Source organism: Oceanobacillus jeddahensis (assembly GCF_000750635.1).
Taxonomy (GTDB): domain Bacteria; phylum Bacillota; class Bacilli; order Bacillales; family Amphibacillaceae; genus Oceanobacillus; species Oceanobacillus jeddahense.
Window position 1 is genome coordinate 1,023,575 of sequence record NZ_CCDM010000002.1, and the last position, 15,148, is coordinate 1,038,722.

The following is a 15,148-nucleotide window of genomic DNA, read 5'->3' on the forward strand; positions in this document are numbered from 1 at the left end:
TGCAAGAGAGCTGGATTTATTCATCATAAGGAGGAGAACATATTATGGAATTATATAATGTGAGCAGTACCATGCTCTATTCAGCTTTTATTTTATACTTGATTGCTACTTTTATATTTAGTGCAACAATTAGACAGAAACAAAGTGAGCGTAGAATTAAAACAAAGATTGGTACAGTAGGTATATCCTTTACCATTATCGGATTCATAGCTCAGCTTATATACCTTATTACAAGATGGATGGCAAGCGGGAATCCACCAGTAAGTAATATGTTTGAATTCATTACATTTCTTTCAATTTGTATGGTGTTAGGTTTTATCATTATATACTTTTATTATAATCTACCGTCCTTAGGATTATTTGCTCTTCCAATTACACTTATTATTATTGCGTATGCAAGTATGTTTCCAACGGATATACCGCCTTTAGTACCTTCTTTGCAAAGTCATTGGTTATCCATTCATGTAACAACTGTTGCTCTCGGGCAAGGGATATTATTCATTAGTTTGGTGGCCGGCTTAATGTATTTGATTAGACAGCTAAATCAAACTCGACATACTGCAAAAAACATATGGCTTGAGATTATACTTTATACGAGTTTTTTATTCATAGGGTTTATAGCTATTACAACTATATTTAACGGAGTAAATTACAACGCATCTTTTGAGTTTTCGGAAGGAAATGAAGTTGGAATAACAACCGATTACCTTCTTCCGCCGATTGTTGGCCCAAATGAAGGAATTCTTTTAACAGAAGATGTCATGGAACCATGGTTCGAGGCACCAACTTGGATGCAGGGAGCTGATGCAGGGAGGAAATTTAATACTGTAATTTGGTCATTCATTACAGGTACAGTCTTTTATGCAATTGTTCGATTAGCTTTTCGGAAACGAATTGGAGCGATAATACAGCCATTATTAAAAAATGTGAAACCTGATTTGTTGGATGAAATTATGTATCGTTCCGTAGCGATTGGATTTCCGATATTTACATTGGGAGGATTAATATTTGCTTCAATATGGGCACAAGAAGCATGGGGACGTTTTTGGGGATGGGATCCCAAAGAAGTTTGGGCGTTAATAACTTGGTTTTTCTATGCCGCTTTCTTACATTTAAGGCTCTCAAGAGGATGGCATGGTGAAAAATCTGCGTGGTTAGCTGTAATTGGATATGCTATTATTATGTTTAATCTAATTGTTGTGAACTTAGTATTGGCTGGACTTCATTCGTACGCCTAATTGATTATAAAACCTGTTAAAAGATTACTGGTACAAAGGAAAAGATATAAAGCTGACAAAGACTGTTAATAATGTACTTAAGACCATTTTGAATAAAATTAAAAATTCCCACTAATGTAATGAGGTTTGTATATGAAGAATAAAATTTTGGTAGTTGATGATGAATGGAATATGAGAAATTTGATCAAGATTCATTTATCTAAATTGAATTTTGATATAGAGGAGGCTAAGACAGGAAAAGAAGCCCTTCAGATGATAGATGAAATTTCTTTTAACATCATGATTCTAGATATCATGTTACCGGATATTGATGGCTGGGAAGTTTGTGCAACAGTTCGAGAGACAAAAAACTTACCAATTCTTATGTTAACAGCTCGTGATGAAATTAAAGATAGAGTATATGGGCTGAATATTGGAGCAGATGATTATTTAACTAAACCATTTGCTCCTGAAGAATTGGTCGCTAGAGTCACAGCTTTGATTCGCCGGAAAAAATTGTTTGAAAAAGAAATGAATACTTCAATATTAAATTATAAAGACCTCTCTATTGACCTGGAAAGCAGGACTGCAATGGTAAAAGGAATCCCAATCGAATTAACTCCGAAAGAGTTCGATATTCTTTATTTATTTGCAAGTCAACCAAGGAGAGTATTTACGCGTGATATTATATTGGATAAAATCTGGTCGACTAATGAATTTCGAGATCTGAGAGCAATTGATTCTCACGTAAAGAACCTTCGTGAAAAACTTCGTAAGTCGGGATTAGACCAAAGCCCTATTAAAACAGTTTGGGGAGTGGGGTATAGATTTTTCAATACAGAAGAGGATAGAACCTCCTATGAATAGAATTGTCTTGAAGCTTGGTGTAGTTATGATGAGTTTGATATTGGCTGTATTATTACCTTTAGGCTTTGTAGCTGATAGGATATTAACCCAATTTTATTATAATCAAATTCAAGAAGAGATTCAGGAACTATCTCAAAAATATGCAAACTCAATAATGTCATTGAATGATGAAACGGTACTAAATATGTATAAGAATTTGGCTTATTTTATGAACAAAGAGATTTATATTACAGATGAAAGCGGCAGGGTCATCGCTGATACGGATATTCAAACCAATCCCTTAAGTACCGAAGAACTTAAGCAATTATCTGAAGGTAACCCAATCCAAAAAAACATTGAAGATAGGATAACAAATGAGACCTACATTGGTTCTGGTTATCCTATAATGTTTTCTGATACGTTTCAGGGTTCCTTCTTTGTTTTTGCACCTGTAGAGGATGCTCACGCACCAGTTCATAAAATACGAGATTTATTATTTTTGTCAGCAGTCGGAGCGTTTTTTTTAGGACTAGGCTTTACGTTTTTATTAGCTAGAAAAATGTCAAATCCTTTACTAGAAATGGAACGAGCAACAAAAGAAATAGCAAAAGGAAACCTTGATGTACGTGTCAATACTCTCCCTAATGATGAATTAGGCTCACTAGGTTCAGCAATCAATAATCTTGCTGTAGAAACAAATCGATATAGAACCAATCGAAGAGAACTTTTTGCAAATATTTCACATGAATTACGGACACCAATCTCTTATATAAAAGGATATTCAAATGTATTAAAAAATGATCTTTTTGAAACGGAAAAAGAAAAACAACATTATCTAACTATAATTGAAGATGAAACAGAACGTGTGATGAGATTGATTAATGAACTATTTGATCTAGCAAAAATGGAGGAAGGTAAAATAGATCTTCAGATGGAAGCTGTTGATCTTGCAGAAGTGATAGAAACTGCCGTTTTAAAAGTTAATTTAGAGATTGAAAAAAAAGGTTTGACATTAGTGACGGAGATAGATGGGCACATCCCGTTCATTGAAGCTGATGGTAATCGTTTAAATCAGATTATTATCAATTTATTAATGAATGCCATTAGATATACGGAAAAAGGCTCCATTTATCTTAAGCTATGGAGTAAGAAAAATAATGTATATGTAAGTATTGAAGATACTGGAATTGGAATTCCTAAAGAAGAACTACCATTAATTTTCGAACGATTCCATCGTGTTGAAAAATCACGTTCAAGAGATCTGGGAGGAACAGGTTTGGGGTTAGCTATTGTAAAGAATCTAGTTGAAATTCAACATGGCACGATTTCAGTAAGCAGTGAGTTAAATAAGGGTACGAAGTTTGTCCTAAGCTTCCCAGAAGCGGGGTAGATGTGATATGAAAAAAATTGAATGGCTGTTAGCTGTATCTTTGATAATCATTGGATTAATTTGCTTAACTGTTTCTGGAGGAGCACTGCTGGGAGACGTTACAGTTAAGCAGTATATGACAACACTTATACAAGTATGTTTCTGGACATGCTTACCAGGAATAGTAATCGGAATATTATATGTAATAATTCTTTTAAAAAGAAAAAATGATTAGCTTTAATTGTATTGATATAACTCTATCTTCTCTGCAATTTAAGTTAAGTTTTTGAACTCTGTATTTTTTATTTCTACAGGGTTTATGAATAGATAATACAAAAAGAGAGATGAAAAGTAGAAAAGTTGAATTTTGATTTTTGTTACAATCTTTTAGCAAAAACTGAAAAAATGTAAAAGGGGGGAATAACTATGTGGTTAGAATTACAAATATTTGGGTTTCAGGCATTGTGGAGTCCTTATTTTCTGATGTATGTGTTTATACTGGGGTTATTCTACTTTTTAATAACAGGACCATTTAGACATAAATTTGGCGGGACTAGTTCACCTAGTATAAAGCAAAAAATCTACTTTTATTCTGCTTTGGTCTTACTCTATATTGTTAAGGGGTCTCCAGTAGATTTAATGACACATATTACTTTAACTGCCCATATGATTCAAATGGCTGTTTATTTATTTGTATTCCCAATTCTTATTATAAAAGGGATACCCAAATGGATTTGGAAAAAAATCATTTATACACCAGTATTAAAATCGATTATTCATTTATTGACAAGGCCTGTTATTTCATTAGTGTTATTTAACGCGCTTTTTTCTATTTATCATATCCCAGTAATTTTTAATTTTTCTAAATCAGTACCGGCTGCACATACATCCATATCTATTATATTATTGACAGCTGCATTTATTCTACTTTTACCGATTGTCCCTCCTATAAAAGAATTGGACAAACTTAGCCCTTTGCTTAAAATTGTATATATTTTAGCTGGCAGTGTTTTAATAACACCAGCATGTGTCATAATAATTTTTGCAGATGTACCGCTATATGCTGCTTATACTCAAAATGGCGCATGGTTACAAGCACTGAGTTTATGTGTACCCAACAATGTATTACAGAATATTTCTAGTAATCTATCAGGACCAGAGATGTTTACAACTATGACAACTCTTGTAGATCAACAATTAGGCGGAATCATCATGAAGATTATGCAGGAAGTTATATTTGGAGCAATTTATACAACTATTTTCTTTAAATGGTTTAATAAGAAGGAAATTCGTAAAATTGATCCCTTACCTGATAATGTTAAAAAATAATTCATTTATATAAGTGAATATAAATTTCTCACTTTATCAACTTGCAACACATATAGTTACCATAAAATCAAGGTTAAAATCTTTCGTTCAACTTATATAGTCTAATAAAGTATGGAGGTACATAAGATGAAAGGGAAAACAGTGGTAATTATTATGACTATTTTTACTATCGTTGTTTTAGCTGTTGGCTGGTTTTGGATTCAAGATATCATGGTGAAGTATGACTTAGAGCGTCCTGCCAATATAATTAATGGACTCCATTGAAGAAAATAACTGCATTGCTTAAAAAAGAATAGAGTTGCTAATCTTTCAATAGGAGACATTGATATTTTCAATCATGCTTCTTATAAGATTGATTTTGAGATTTTAAAGCAATCATCTATAAATATCACGATGCAATGACACAGAAGATAATTGTCCAATAATCTAGACCAAAGTAAAGCTCTCTTTACCAGTCTTTTTACGTATATATGTATAGATGATTTAGAAAAGAGGAATTTCACATCAAAACTCGATGCGAAATCCTCTTTTCTTTATTTTTGGTTAGTTGTGTCCCAGTCTTGTAGAGGCACTACTCAGTATGAAAAAAGATTGTGAGAAGCTTGAGTAGAAACGGTAAATATCGTAAATCACTTCATCATTTACAGATAAGGAGAAGAATTACTGGTTTCTTTATTCAAATAAATACTTGAATGAAAATGAAGAATTTGTTATACTATATTCAAATAAAAATTTGAATGAAACTGAGGTGAAGGCAAATGAATAAGAAAGATACTTGTGAAACTTTTTGTTATGACGAAGAGAAGGTAAATCGAATACAAGAGGATTTAGAAACAATTGATATTTCTAGTGTTGCCCATTTTTTAAAAGCTATTGCTGACGATAGGAGAGCAAAAATTGCCTATGCTTTGTGTCAAGAAGAGGAACTGTGTGTTTGTGATGTAGCAAATATAATAGGGGTTACGGTAGCAAATGCTTCTCATCACTTACGGACACTTCATAAGCAGGGGATTGTCAAGTTTAGAAAAGAAGGAAAACTCGCTTTTTATTCGTTAGATAATGAACATATCAAGCAAATAATGAAGATAGCATTAGTTCATCAGAAAGAAGTGAAAGTAAATGTCTGAGCAACAAGCAAAACAAATTACAGAAGACAAAAATGTCTATCGAGTTCAAGGATTTTCATGTGCAAACTGTGCCGGAAAATTCGAAAGTAATGTAAAAAAACTTCCAGGTATTCAGGATGCAAAAGTTAATTTCGGTGCATCTAAAATTTCCGTTTATGGTGAAACAACCATTGAAGAATTAGAAAAAGCAGGATCGTTTGAAAATCTTAAAGTAATGCCTGAGAAATCTTCAGAAAAAGTCAATGAGGGTAAAAAGGAACTTAAAGAAAAAGTGCCGTTTTATAAAAAGCATAGTACCCTGCTTTACTCGCTATTATTTATAGCACTTGGTTTTCTGTCCATGTTTGTAAATGGAAATGAAAATGTTGTTACAGCGTTACTATTTATTATATCTATGATTGTTGGAGGGCTGTCACTCTTTAAAACAGGGTTACAGAATTTAGTTCGATTTGAGTTTGACATGAGAACCCTTATGACAGTTGCTGTAATCGGTGGTGTTATTATTGGGGAATGGGCAGAGGTTGCGATTGTTGTTATACTCTTTGCCATTAGTGAAGCATTGGAACGGTTTTCCATGGATAGAGCAAGGCAATCAATAAGTTCGTTAATGGATATTGCACCAAAGGAAGCTACTGTCAGACGGAATGGACAAGAAATAACTATTCATGTAAATGATATTGCAATTGGGGACATTATGCTGGTTAAACCCGGGCAAAAAATTGCCATGGATGGGGTCATTGTAAATGGATATTCGTCTATTAACCAAGCTGCGATAACAGGTGAATCGGTTCCTGTTGAAAAAGCTGTTGACGATGAAGTGTTTGCAGGAACGCTTAATGAAGAGGGAATGCTTGAGGTCAAAATTACAAAGCTTGTTGAAGACACAACGATATCAAAAATTATCCATTTAGTAGAGGAAGCACAAGGTGAACGTGCACCGTCTCAAGCTTTTGTTGATAAATTTGCTAAATATTATACGCCAAGCATTATGGTCATTGCAGCATTAGTGGCTATCGTGCCGCCTTTATTCTTTGATGGAAGTTGGGGGAACTGGGTGTACCTAGGTTTAGCCACGCTGGTTGTTGGATGTCCTTGTGCATTGGTTATTTCGACCCCAATTTCGATTGTTTCAGCAATCGGGAATGCTGCAAAAAAAGGTGTTCTGATCAAAGGTGGTATTTATTTAGAAGAAATGGGGGCTTTAAAAGCCATTGCATTTGATAAAACGGGAACACTCACAAAAGGCGTTCCCATTGTAACAGATTTTAACTTATTAAATAAACAGGTAGAAGAAAAAGAGCTGCTTTCCATTATTACAGCACTTGAATACCGTTCGCAACACCCTCTTGCTTCAGCAATTATGAAAAAAGCAGAACAAGAGAATATCCCCTATTCAGATGTACAAGTGGATGACTTCTCTTCTATTACGGGTCGGGGTATAAAAGGTATTGTAAATGGAGTAACCTATTATATAGGAAGCCCTAAACTCTTCAAGGAATTATTTGTTCCTGATTTTAGCCAAGCGTTTGAAGATAAGGTTAAAAACCTTCAAAATCAAGGGAAAACAGCCATGATTATTGGAACGGAACAAAATATACTTGCCATTATTGCAGTTGCTGATGAAGTAAGGGAAACAAGCAAACATGTGATTCAAAAGTTACATCAGTTAGGTATCAAAAAGACAATTATGTTGACTGGTGATAATAAAGGTACAGCCGCTGCAATCGGTACTCACGTAGGCGTATCTGATATTCAATCAGAATTAATGCCACAGGATAAATTGGACTATATTAAACAATTGAGATCGGAGCATGGTAATGTATCTATGGTTGGTGATGGAGTCAATGATGCTCCAGCACTTGCTGCATCTTCTGTTGGCATTGCAATGGGCGGTGCTGGTACAGATACAGCGTTAGAAACAGCAGACGTTGCTCTAATGGGCGATGATTTAAGAAAGCTTCCGTTTACTGTTAAACTCAGCCGTAAAACTTTAAATATCATCAAAGCGAACATTACTTTTGCTATTGCCATTAAAATAGTGGCCCTACTGTTGGTTATTCCTGGCTGGTTAACACTTTGGATCGCAATCTTATCAGATATGGGGGCAACCCTTTTAGTTGCTTTAAATGGGCTGCGGCTTATGCGAGTAAAGGAAGATGAATAACTAAAAGGAAATTTTAAAAACACATCTACCAAGAATTTCTAACCTAATAGATGATTTAATCTAAGGGCTTTTCAATTGGAAGAAAAGCCCTTACTACAAAACATTGGAGATGGAAAAATGATTGTAACTATATTAACAGCTGCTGCTATTTATGTGGCAACAGGGATTGATTATCTTGTTATATTAATAATTTTGTTTTCACAATTGAAAAAAGGACAAGCAAAACATGTTTGGATAGGACAATATATCGGTACTGTAATTATTATAACGGTAAGCTTATTAGTTGCTCTTGGGGTGGCGAATTTAATTCCTCAAGAATGGGTTATAGGATTACTTGGACTTCTTCCACTTTATCTAGGAATTAAAATTTGGGTTAAGGAAGAAGAGGATGCAGACGAAAGTAATATTTTATCACTATTTTCATCCAATCGGTTTAAGCAATTATATTTGACAGTTGCGTTTATCGTATTGGCTTCCAGTGCAGATGATTTTTCGATTTATATACCGTACTTCACAGCATTAAATGCTATTGAAATAGTGATTGCTATAATTGTCTTTTTAATTATGGTTGGTGTCTTATGCTATATCAGCTATCGCTTAGCTTCTATGAAATATATATCGGAAAAAATGGAGAAATATGAACGCTGGATTGTACCAATTGTATTTATAGGGTTAGGGATTTATATAATGGCTGAGAATGGTACATTCCATGCTTTGATTACTTTACTTTCATGAATTGCTAAATCCTAAACATAGAGGAGATATTTTTATGGATGTTGTTATAATTGGTGGTGGACAGGCTGGTTTAGCAATGGGATTTGCACTCAAGCAACATAACATAAGTTTCATTATTCTCGATGAAAATGATGAAACAGGAGCAGCTTGGAAAAAACGTTATGATTCATTAAGGTTGTTTACTCCTAGAAATTATAGTCAATTGCATAATTTTCCTTTTGAAGGTGATCCTAATGGGTTTCCTCATAAAGATGAAGTCGTTTCGTATTTGCAAAAATTCAAATCAGTGAATAATTTACCCGTTATTTATAACCAAAAAGTCATAAACCTATCAAAAGAAAGTAATCAGAAATTCCGGATTGTTACGCAAAATCAATGTTATACTGCCTGTTATGTTGTTGTGGCTACGGGTGCTTTCCATCATCCTTTTATCCCGCCTATTTATGATGATTCCATTCCTTTTATGATTCATGCTTCGGATTATCAAAATCCGCAACAAGTTCCTAAAGGTGATGTGTTGATTGTCGGGGCTGGGAATACTGGTACCCAAATTGCAGCTGAGTTGAGTGGTACACACGAAGTTACTCTTTCAAAAAGTAAATCAATTAGAAGAATTCCACAAAGAATTGCGGGGAAAAGTTTATTTTGGTGGTTAGAAACTTTAGGAGTATCTAGAGTAAAACCGGACTCATTGGCAGGAAAGTTTATTCAAAAGAGAGATCCAATTATTGGTGATGATTATGAAACTGTCAAAAAACATGTTGAAGTAGTTAGTCGAGTCGAAGTGATCAAGGATGGTACTGCAACCTTTCAAGATTCGCCTTCCAAGAATATAAAGTCAATTATTTGGGCAACGGGCTATCATAATAATTATTCTTGGTTTGATATTAAAGGGGTTTTAAATGATAGAGGTAGACCTATTCATAAATTTGGAGTAACGAATGTACAGGGTCTCTTTTTTCTTGGATTAAGTTGGCAAAATAAAAGAAGTTCAGCTTTGATTTATGGGGTAAGTGATGATGCTAATACGATTACAGAAAAAATCACAGGTGGAAAATGAGCAAAATTAGAACAATACTTAACAAATAAAGAATCTATTCTTGATCAATCTTTTTGTTCCTCTACTTACAGTAGTATGTATGTGTGTGGTGCTTTTGATTGCACCTTAGCAGCTCTTGCCAGATTTCTTATTTTTTATCTGTTGATGTTATGCAAAAGGAGGGAATAGCTCCTCCTTTTGAATAGAATTGTATTGTTTTATGATGACTTAGCTTACTTTTATTGTTATTTATGGTGTATAAGATTTTGCACCAATATAGTGTCTTTGCCAGTAATCAATGCTTATATCTGCTACGACAACCCCATTATCTCCTGAATGAATCATTTGATTATTTCCAATATAGACACCACTGTGGGAGGCACCTTGAACATCATAAGTACCTTCAAAGAATACAACATCACCAATATTAGGAGAGTCAACACGCACGCCAGTATTTACCCAATTATCACGGTGCGTTCGAGCAACATCAATACCTACTTGATTAAATACATATTGAATAAAACCGCTACTATCTAATCCGGAAGCAGTAGTTCCTCCCCATACATAAGGTGTTCCAAGAACACTCTCTGCTGCAGAAACAATATTATCTTGACTAGGGGAAATGGCTGCAGATTCGCTTGATTCACTAGATATGTTCGTGCTATTTAATTCATTTGAATTTCCAGTCTCTTCAAGAACAATTTCTTCATCATTCGTTTCAGATAAGGAGTCTTGAGGTAAAGAAGGTGTATCAGCGGGTAATGCTAATGCGTTCTTTGTATTTGACCCGACAATACCATCCTCTTGCAACCCTTGATCTGCTTGAAAATCTCTCACTGCTTGTGCAGTAATATCACCAAAAATACCATCCGCATTATAAGAATAGTAACCAAGTGCTTGTAGAGTACTTTGTAAATTCTCTACCTCAGGTCCTGTACTGCCTTGTCGGAGAAGGGATGTGATTACATTTTCAGTTGTAGTTGGTGTTTGTTGCTCTACTTGAAGATTGGATAAGTTGCTTTCTTCAATGGAGATATCACCAATAGAAGAGCCTTCACCTGCGCTTGCAAATACACTATCTCCTAAAAATGGAGTTAATGCAATAGAAGCAGTAAATGCACTTGAAAGTACATATTTTTTCATTTTAAGATTGGATGTTGCCATAAGTGTTCCTCCTTTTAATGTTCAAAATGCTAGTTGTTTTACAGATAAGATTAAAATTCTATGTAATAGATTTTTCGCTCTTAGATAGAGTTTAGCATGTTGATATCACAATAGAAATCATAATAAATTTACAAAGTGGTTACAGAATGTGATTAAATATTACAGGATTGAATAAGTTTTATTACAATAATCGACAGTATTTTTTGTAAAAACGTTTTCTGTATGTGGTTTGTAAATTTCTAAAATGGATGAAAGGAGGGGGTATTTTAAAATTGTTGTCTTTATCTTGACGATTGAACAAAATGTTTATGATCGTTTTCTTAATAAAACGATTTGTTTTTCGCTATTAAGATATAGATTAAAGGTATCCCCTTTTTCTAAATATAAAAATCTAATAAATTCTTTTGGTACTCTGAATGAACCTCTTTCATTCAATATCATTATATTTTCTAATGAACTACCACTAAATTTTTGAACTACTAATTCATTAGATTGAGATTTTGAAATTACAACCTCATCCCCAGGACTTAAATTTAAAATATCTCTAATAGGTTTTGGAATGGTAATAGAATAACTATTGGTTATCGTACAAAGTAAACCAGTTGATCTTATTTGGAGAATTTTTTCATTTAGAAGGTATGAATCATACATTATTTGAACACTCCATTTGAATAGATTTTTTTAATAGTAACAGGAATTTATGGAGATTCTTTGCAGAATAAAAAAATAACTTTCTTATCAAATAGCAACTTAGTTATCAGATTCAATAAATGAAGAAAAAAATTAGAGAAGATATCTTTTGTAGAAGATTTCTTCTCTAATTTATTCTAATGATACACCAAAAGGAGGAGTAGCCCGTCCTTAAATAGGGTGATTGTCTATGGAAAAGTGAACTAGAAACTCTATGCTAGTTAATGTTGATTTTATTCCACTGGAGATAATTCATCTTCGGTGACCCATTTATGATTCGTGACTTCTTCTCCGCTTGTAGTTAAAACAAAATCAACCATATATACTGTGGTTTCTTCGGCTGAATCAATTTCAGCAGTCGCACCGTCCATGCCTTCCATATGATCAGCATTTATAACAGCTTCATCACCAGGTTCTAACGGTGTTTCGCTTGGGTTTTCCAATTCTTCCTGGATGACCCACTTATGATCGGTTACTTTCTCACCGCCTGTTGTAGGCGTATAAGAAACTGTATAAACAGTGGTATCATAGGCGCCGACTATTGTTGCCTCAGCACCTTTCATACCTTCCATATGACTAGCTTCAATGATAGCTTGACTGCCAACTTCATAAGTTGGATTGTCAGCTTCCTTTAAATCTTCTGGTACCTCTCCAGAGCCAGACATATGCATTTCAGAATGGTCCATGCCTTCCATATCATCTTGTGTACTTTCCTCAGGGTTTTGTTCTGTGTCATTATCGTTATTTGTATCTTCCGTTTGTTCCGCACATGCAGAGAGTATGAAGATTAAAAGTAAAGAAACTAACCCTATTATCATTTTTTTATTCGCCATTTTATGTTCCTCCTTTCATTATTCTGATTCATTGTTACAGTACCCTATTTTTTTGCAGATTATGTGCAGATTGTTTAAAGTTATCATTTGTAGACGTAGACCTAAGTGCAGGTAATGTAAAAGACTCGTACGACGAATCTAAAGTAACAGCAGATTCGATGCGCGAAGCTGTAGAAGAACAAGGTTATGATGTAGCCGCTTAATATGAATTATCTAGAAGGCTGATTTCCTAAATTGGAAATCAGCTTTTCAGTTCTGCATTATAGTGAATGTCAGCCATTCTTCACAGTTTCTGCACATTATTGTTCTATACTTAAAGTGTATGTACTAAAATATCAAATATATAGTGGTCAACGTTTCACACCTTTTTTGTTGGTTTTTCACTTGTTTATGAGGTAACGATATGAGTTTGGAACACAGGAGAAACAAGAAAAACAAAAAAGAAATCGCTTAATTTTTAGACAGCCATTTTATCTGTATTAATGGGGGCAGTTGTAGTGGCGCTTATCTTAAATTTGTAGGTTGATCAGACTGTTTATCGCGTGGGTGATAAAGCTCCTGACTTCCAATTAAATCAGATCAGTAACAACAATAATGCTGAAACAATACAGCTCAGCGATCTAGAGGGAAAAGGTGTCATGTTGAATTTCTGGGCAACTTGGTGCAAGCCATGTGAGGCAGAGATGCCATATATGCAGGAACTCTATCCGGAATACAAAGAGAAGGTATTGAAATTGTTGCTGTAAGTGTTGACAGCACAGAGCTTGTGGTAGATCGATAAATATGATTTAACATTTCCAATCTCACACGACAAAAACGGAGAAATCAGAGACAACCTATATAAAATCGGCCTCATACTAAGTACCTTTTTATCAATCCTGATGGGAAAGTTAAACACATTGTAACTGAGGCACTATTATTGGAGAGTCTAAAAGGATATCTGAATGATATCTAACCAATACAATAGGTAATAATTTTAGAATGGAGGATAAGTCTTGAATGAAATAAACATATTTTTAGCCTTTGGTGCTGGTTTTTTATCCTTTATTTCACCTTGTACGTTACCGCTATATCCAGCGTTCCTATCTTACATAACTGGAATGAGCATTAGTGAGATAAAAGAGGAAAACAAAAGGATGAATAAAAGGGCACTTTTACATACCATTTTCTTTTTAATCGGATTTTCAAGTATCTTTATCATGATTGGTTTTACTGCATCATTTATATCTGAATTCCTATTAATCTATCAGGATTCCATCAGGCAAATTGGAGCTGTTTTAATCATTTTCTTTGGTCTTGTCATTGTGGGAGTATTTAATTTTAAGTTCCTAATGCAGGATAAAAAGATTAAATTTAAAAATCGCCCAGGAGGATTTTTTGGTTCCTTTCTTATAGGGATGGCATTTGCATTAGGATGGACACCGTGTCCAGGCCCCATTTTGGCAATTGTGTTATCACTGGCTGCAACCAATCCAGATATTGGAATGATAATGATGATTAGTTATATATTAGGATTCTCTATTCCGTTTCTTGTATTATCATTCTTTATAGGCAGATTAAAATGGATTAAAAAACATAGTGTCCGGATAATTAAGGTTGGTGGGTACATTATGATTTTCATGGGAATCGCACTATTTTTTGATTGGATGACCAAGTTAACTGCCTTCTTAGCAGGATGGTTTGGTTTTTCAGGGTTCTAAAGTCTTTCCGAGAATTGAGAATGTCAAAAAGAAACAGTCACCCATTGCGTCTTGGTGACTGTTTCTATTTTTTGTTAAGTTGACTTTAAAAACTTCACCTTCATTCACACACAGAGTTCTTCTCCCGGAACGGTGCCATTGTAAGTCCGAAGCAGCTATCGTGTTGTCTGATCCCAAATTCCACTCCATTTCTTGTACAACCAGATTTAACACATTCACTTTTTCCTTTTGTATCTTTTGCTATTACATTACGGCTTCTTGAGAAGATTTCTCTTCAGAAGCATTTTCTTCAGCCGAATTATCTACATCGACTGGGTCTGTTTATTGTTCTAAACATGCAAATAAACTTAATCTGTGCAGTAATCACAATTACTTTAATCCAATATAGAGTTTGTGATGGTTTTTCACTTAAACGGGACAGAAAACTTGAAAAAGAGAAATTTAATATTATACTTGACCGTGTACTAAGGTACGCGGTTTATTATGATTATAAGGGTGAATAATATGTGTTACAGAATTGGTGTATTTGCAGAAAGATGCGGTGTAAATAAGGAGACGATAAGATATTACGAACAAAAAGCATTATTAAAAGAACCTTCCCGAACGAATGCAGGTTATAGGATATATTCCGATAATGATGTTAAGCGTGTAAAATTTATCAAAAGACTGCAAGACTTGGGATTTTCATTGAGTGAAATTTATAAATTACTTGGTGTTGTTGATAATGATGAAGTTCGTTGCAAAAATATATTTGAATTTGTATCAAAAAAGGAAATGGAAATTCTAGAACAAATTGCAGATTTAAAGCGTATTGAGTCAATGTTAAAGGACTTAAAAAGTCGTTGTCCAGATCAAAAGGTATTACATCAATGTCCAATTATTGAATCGTTAATTTTTGATTGAACATATTATCAATTTTATAAATAAAGGAGAAT

16 protein-coding genes are annotated in these 15,148 nt (G+C 34.1%); 13 read left to right on the forward strand and 3 right to left on the reverse strand.

Features of this window, described 5'->3' with window-relative positions:
- Positions 1-44: 44 nt before the first annotated feature.
- From ccsA to BN986_RS12765, 10 genes are all read left to right on the forward strand, one after another.
- Positions 45-1,238: a cytochrome c biogenesis protein CcsA gene (gene ccsA, locus BN986_RS12725; RefSeq protein WP_040980494.1), complete on the forward strand. Its 1,194-nt coding sequence runs from the start codon at positions 45-47 to the stop codon at positions 1,236-1,238.
- A gap of 132 nt (positions 1,239-1,370) precedes the next feature.
- The gene (locus tag BN986_RS12730; protein ID WP_040980497.1) at positions 1,371-2,084 is read left to right on the forward strand and encodes a response regulator transcription factor; all 714 of its coding nucleotides are present in this window, start codon (positions 1,371-1,373) and stop codon (positions 2,082-2,084) included.
- Positions 2,077-3,453 (forward strand): HAMP domain-containing sensor histidine kinase, encoded by a 1,377-nt coding sequence (locus BN986_RS12735; RefSeq protein ID WP_040980498.1) that lies wholly within the window; start codon positions 2,077-2,079, stop codon positions 3,451-3,453. The genes BN986_RS12730 and BN986_RS12735 overlap by 8 nt, the downstream gene beginning before the upstream one ends.
- Positions 3,454-3,460: 7 nt before the next feature.
- Positions 3,461-3,667 (forward strand): hypothetical protein, encoded by a 207-nt coding sequence (locus BN986_RS12740; RefSeq protein WP_040980500.1) that lies wholly within the window; start codon positions 3,461-3,463, stop codon positions 3,665-3,667.
- Positions 3,668-3,858: 191 nt separating this feature from the next.
- Positions 3,859-4,761 carry a cytochrome c oxidase assembly factor CtaG gene (gene ctaG, locus BN986_RS12745; RefSeq protein WP_040980502.1) on the forward strand — a complete coding sequence of 301 codons (903 nt, stop codon included), beginning with the start codon at positions 3,859-3,861 and terminating at the stop codon, positions 4,759-4,761.
- Between the two features lie 126 nt (positions 4,762-4,887).
- On the forward strand, positions 4,888-5,025 hold the full coding sequence (locus tag BN986_RS27035; RefSeq protein WP_157037079.1) for a hypothetical protein: 138 nt from the start codon (positions 4,888-4,890) through the stop codon (positions 5,023-5,025).
- Positions 5,026-5,519: 494 nt separating this feature from the next.
- Positions 5,520-5,888, forward strand: coding sequence for an ArsR/SmtB family transcription factor (locus BN986_RS12750; protein ID WP_040980504.1), 369 nt, complete (start codon positions 5,520-5,522; stop codon positions 5,886-5,888).
- Positions 5,881-8,052, forward strand: coding sequence for a heavy metal translocating P-type ATPase (locus BN986_RS12755; protein ID WP_040980506.1), 2,172 nt, complete (start codon positions 5,881-5,883; stop codon positions 8,050-8,052). Before BN986_RS12750 ends, BN986_RS12755 begins: the two co-directional genes overlap by 8 nt.
- Positions 8,053-8,169: 117 nt before the next feature.
- Positions 8,170-8,787, forward strand: coding sequence for a CadD family cadmium resistance transporter (locus BN986_RS12760; RefSeq protein WP_040980891.1), 618 nt, complete (start codon positions 8,170-8,172; stop codon positions 8,785-8,787).
- Positions 8,788-8,821: 34 nt separating this feature from the next.
- Positions 8,822-9,847 carry a flavin-containing monooxygenase gene (locus BN986_RS12765; protein ID WP_040980507.1) on the forward strand — a complete coding sequence of 342 codons (1,026 nt, stop codon included), beginning with the start codon at positions 8,822-8,824 and terminating at the stop codon, positions 9,845-9,847.
- Positions 9,848-10,075: 228 nt separating this feature from the next.
- Here the strand turns inward: BN986_RS12765 and BN986_RS12770 are convergent, their stop codons facing one another.
- From BN986_RS12770 to BN986_RS12780, 3 genes are all read right to left on the reverse strand, one after another.
- Positions 10,076-10,990: a C40 family peptidase gene (locus tag BN986_RS12770; RefSeq protein WP_040980508.1), complete on the reverse strand. Its 915-nt coding sequence runs from the start codon at positions 10,988-10,990 to the stop codon at positions 10,076-10,078.
- Between the two features lie 306 nt (positions 10,991-11,296).
- On the reverse strand, positions 11,297-11,641 hold the full coding sequence (locus BN986_RS12775) for an AbrB/MazE/SpoVT family DNA-binding domain-containing protein (protein WP_040980510.1): 345 nt from the start codon (positions 11,639-11,641) through the stop codon (positions 11,297-11,299).
- A 272-nt stretch (positions 11,642-11,913) separates the two neighbouring features.
- Positions 11,914-12,513 carry a YdhK family protein gene (locus BN986_RS12780; RefSeq protein ID WP_040980513.1) on the reverse strand — a complete coding sequence of 200 codons (600 nt, stop codon included), beginning with the start codon at positions 12,511-12,513 and terminating at the stop codon, positions 11,914-11,916.
- Positions 12,514-13,055: 542 nt separating this feature from the next.
- Between BN986_RS12780 and BN986_RS27650 the strand changes: the two genes are divergently transcribed.
- From BN986_RS27650 to merR, 3 genes are all read left to right on the forward strand, one after another.
- The gene (locus tag BN986_RS27650; RefSeq protein WP_244444994.1) at positions 13,056-13,259 is read left to right on the forward strand and encodes a redoxin domain-containing protein; all 204 of its coding nucleotides are present in this window, start codon (positions 13,056-13,058) and stop codon (positions 13,257-13,259) included.
- A 249-nt stretch (positions 13,260-13,508) separates the two neighbouring features.
- Positions 13,509-14,213 carry a cytochrome c biogenesis CcdA family protein gene (locus BN986_RS12790; RefSeq protein ID WP_040980515.1) on the forward strand — a complete coding sequence of 235 codons (705 nt, stop codon included), beginning with the start codon at positions 13,509-13,511 and terminating at the stop codon, positions 14,211-14,213.
- A gap of 504 nt (positions 14,214-14,717) precedes the next feature.
- A complete protein-coding gene (merR, locus tag BN986_RS12800) occupies positions 14,718-15,116 on the forward strand; it encodes an Hg(II)-responsive transcriptional regulator (protein ID WP_040980519.1) in 399 nt (132 codons plus the stop codon).
- Positions 15,117-15,148: the final 32 nt, after the last annotated feature.

Bases quoted from the DNA above. Each gene is read 5' to 3' on its own strand.
- ccsA (WP_040980494.1), top strand. From the start codon at position 45: ATGGAATTATATAATGTGAGCAGTACCATGCTCTATTCAGCTTTTATT.
- ctaG (WP_040980502.1), top strand. From the start codon at position 3,859: ATGTGGTTAGAATTACAAATATTTGGGTTTCAGGCATTGTGGAGTCCT.
- BN986_RS12750 (WP_040980504.1), top strand. From the start codon at position 5,520: ATGAATAAGAAAGATACTTGTGAAACTTTTTGTTATGACGAAGAGAAG.
- BN986_RS12780 (WP_040980513.1), bottom strand. From the start codon at position 12,513: ATGGCGAATAAAAAAATGATAATAGGGTTAGTTTCTTTACTTTTAATC.
- BN986_RS27035 (WP_157037079.1), top strand. From the start codon at position 4,888: ATGAAAGGGAAAACAGTGGTAATTATTATGACTATTTTTACTATCGTT.
- BN986_RS12740 (WP_040980500.1), top strand. From the start codon at position 3,461: ATGAAAAAAATTGAATGGCTGTTAGCTGTATCTTTGATAATCATTGGA.
- BN986_RS12760 (WP_040980891.1), top strand. From the start codon at position 8,170: ATGATTGTAACTATATTAACAGCTGCTGCTATTTATGTGGCAACAGGG.
- BN986_RS12755 (WP_040980506.1), top strand. From the start codon at position 5,881: ATGTCTGAGCAACAAGCAAAACAAATTACAGAAGACAAAAATGTCTAT.
- BN986_RS12770 (WP_040980508.1), bottom strand. From the start codon at position 10,990: ATGGCAACATCCAATCTTAAAATGAAAAAATATGTACTTTCAAGTGCA.
- BN986_RS12735 (WP_040980498.1), top strand. From the start codon at position 2,077: ATGAATAGAATTGTCTTGAAGCTTGGTGTAGTTATGATGAGTTTGATA.
- merR (WP_040980519.1), top strand. From the start codon at position 14,718: ATGTGTTACAGAATTGGTGTATTTGCAGAAAGATGCGGTGTAAATAAG.
- BN986_RS12775 (WP_040980510.1), bottom strand. From the start codon at position 11,641: ATGTATGATTCATACCTTCTAAATGAAAAAATTCTCCAAATAAGATCA.
- BN986_RS12730 (WP_040980497.1), top strand. From the start codon at position 1,371: ATGAAGAATAAAATTTTGGTAGTTGATGATGAATGGAATATGAGAAAT.
- BN986_RS12765 (WP_040980507.1), top strand. From the start codon at position 8,822: ATGGATGTTGTTATAATTGGTGGTGGACAGGCTGGTTTAGCAATGGGA.